Origin of the sequence: Lysobacter claricitrinus (assembly GCF_045866565.1) — a bacterium.
Classification (GTDB): domain Bacteria; phylum Pseudomonadota; class Gammaproteobacteria; order Xanthomonadales; family Xanthomonadaceae; genus Cognatilysobacter; species Cognatilysobacter claricitrinus.
Window position 1 is genome coordinate 1 of sequence record NZ_BAAFZV010000009.1, and the last position, 2697, is coordinate 2697.

The following is a 2697-nucleotide window of genomic DNA, read 5'->3' on the forward strand; positions in this document are numbered from 1 at the left end:
CGCGCTGGTCGGCGCGCTGGCGTTGCTCGCGGCGATCGATGTGCCGTACCAGAAGTTCGCGTGGCGCGCGAAGCTCAAGATGACCAAGCAGGAGCTGCGCGACGAAGCCAAGGAATCGGACGGCAACCCCGAGGTCAAGGCGCGCATGCGCCATGCCGCGCGCGAGATGTCGAATCGTCGAATGATGGATGCGGTGCCGACGGCGGACGTGATCATCACCAACCCGACGCACTACGCCGTCGCGCTGAAATACGAAGCCGGCGCGATGCGCGCGCCCAAGGTCGTCGCCAAGGGCGTGGACGAGATGGCGTTGCGCATCCGCGAACTCGCATCGACGCACAAGGTGTCGCTGGTGGAAGCGCCGCCGCTGGCGCGCGCGCTGTATCGCCAGTGCAAGGTCGACGAGGAAATTCCGGTGAAGCTCTACGCCGCGGTGGCGCAGGTGCTCACCTACATCTTCCAGTTGCGCAAATGGCACCCCGCGCGCGGGCCGATGCCGCAGCTGGTGCAGCTGGACGTCGGCGCCGAAGGCGCGCCGGATCCGGCCGGAGATAACGCATGAGTCGCGCCATGGGCGTAATGCAGTCGTTGAAGGGTGGCGCGGGCGCGCCGCTTGTCGTGCTCGGCATGCTGGCGATGGTGACGGTGCCGCTGTCGCCGATCGTGCTGGACGCGTTCTTCACCATCAACATCGCGTTGTCGCTGGTGGTGATGCTGGCGGTGGTCTACGTCAAGCGTCCGCTCGAGTTCTCGATCTTCCCCAGCGTGCTGCTGATGGTGACGTTGTTGCGCCTCGCGCTGAACGTCGCATCCACGCGCGTGGTGCTGCTGCACGGCCACGAAGGCGAAGCCGCCGCGGGCCACGTCATCGAATCGTTCGGCCAGTTCGTCATCGGCGGCAGCTACGCCGTCGGCCTGGTCGTGTTCGCGATCCTCACCATCATCAACTTCGTGGTGGTGACCAAGGGCGCGGGCCGCATCTCCGAAGTGTCGGCGCGCTTCATCCTGGACGCGATGCCGGGCAAGCAGATGGCGATCGACGCCGACCTCAACGCGGGCCTGCTCACGCGCGAAGAAGCGAAGGCGCGTCGCGAGGACGTGCGCAACGAAGCCGACTTCTACGGCTCGATGGACGGTGCCGGCAAGTTCGTGCGCGGCGATGCGGTCGCAGGCCTGCTGATCCTCGGCATCAACCTGGTCGGCGGCATGCTCATCGGCGTGCTGCAGCACGGGCTCGGCTTCGGCCAGGCGGCGTCGACGTATTCGCTGCTGGCCATCGGCGACGGCCTCGTCGCGCAGTTGCCGGCGCTGCTGGTGTCCACCGCGACCGCGATGCTCGTCACGCGTGCGACCACCGAACAGGAAATGGGCGCGACGGTCCAGAAGCAGATCTTCGGCCACCATCGCGCCCTCACCGTGTCCGCGGCAATCCTCGGCCTGGTCGGCATCGTGCCGGGCATGCCGAACATTCCGTTCCTGCTCGCCGCGGCGGGCATGGGCTATGCGGCGTGGAGGCTCAACAAGAAGGCCAAGGATGCGGAAGTCGCGCCGGTCGAAGACAACGGCATCACGACCGCGCCGGTGCCGTCGCCGAACGCGGAACTGACGTGGGATGAACTGCGGCCGGTCGAGCCGCTGTCGCTGGAAGTCGGCTACCGGTTGATTCCGCTGGTCGATAAATCGCAGGGCGGCGAACTGCTCGCGCGACTGAAGGGCGTGCGTCGCAAGCTCACGCAGGATCTCGGCTTCCTGATTCCCGCGGTGCACGTGCGCGACAACCTCGAGCTCGCGCCGAACGCGTATCGCGTGATGGTGCACGGCGTGCCGGTCGCGACCGGCGAGCTGCAGCCCGATCGCGAAATGGCGCTGGATCCCGGCCGCGTATTCGGCCCGGTCGAGGGCATTCCGACGCGCGACCCGGCGTTCGGTCTCGACGCCGTGTGGATCGCGCCCACGCAGCGCGCGCATGCGGAATCACTCGGCTACACGGTGGTCGACCCGGCCACCGTGGTCGCCACGCATCTCTCGCACCTCGTGCGCGAAAAGGCGTCCGAACTGCTCGGCCACGATGAAGTGCAGCAGCTGCTGTCGAACGTCGCCAAGGCATCGCCGAAGCTCGTCGAGGAATTGACGCCCAAGCTGCTGCCGCTGTCGACGATCGTGCGCGTGCTGCAGTCGCTGCTGTCGGAGAAGGTGCCGCTGCGGCAGATGCGCCAGATCGTCGAAGCGCTGCTGGAACACGGCGCGATGACGCAGGATCCGGCGCAGCTGGTGGCGGTCGTCCGCACCGCACTCGGCCGCTTCATCGTCCAGGAACTCAACGGGCTCAACGCCGAACTGCCGGTGTTCACGCTCGCGCCCCAGCTCGAGCGAATGCTGCAGGACTCGGTCAGCGGCCAGGGCGCGGCGCTGGAGCCCGGCCTTGCCGAGCGTCTGCACCAGAACCTGAGCGAATGCGTAACGCGGCAGGAGAGCAAGGGCGAACCTGCCGTTCTGCTGGTGCCCTCGCCGATCCGCACGTCGATCGCCCGCTTGGTCCGTCACAGCGTGCCGCAGCTCGCGGTGCTCGCCTACGGCGAGGTGCCGGAAGACAAGCGGCTACGGCTGGTCGGCTCGATCGGGTGACGGCAGGCCTGACGGAACGCCCGCGCGTCTAGCGCGGGCCGGGTGAGGCGATGCCGCTTACGCGGCACCGCC

At 67.8% G+C, this 2697-nt stretch carries 2 protein-coding genes; both read left to right on the forward strand.

What is annotated here, in order from left to right; translation table 11 throughout:
• Positions 1-562, forward strand: a 562-nt coding sequence (locus ACKTTN_RS14480; protein WP_407910616.1) for an EscU/YscU/HrcU family type III secretion system export apparatus switch protein, incomplete at its 5' end; no start/stop codon positions are given.
• Positions 563-636: 74 nt separating this feature from the next.
• A complete protein-coding gene (gene flhA / locus ACKTTN_RS14485; RefSeq protein WP_407910617.1) occupies positions 637-2625 on the forward strand; it encodes a flagellar biosynthesis protein FlhA in 1989 nt (662 codons plus the stop codon).
• Positions 2626-2697: the final 72 nt, after the last annotated feature.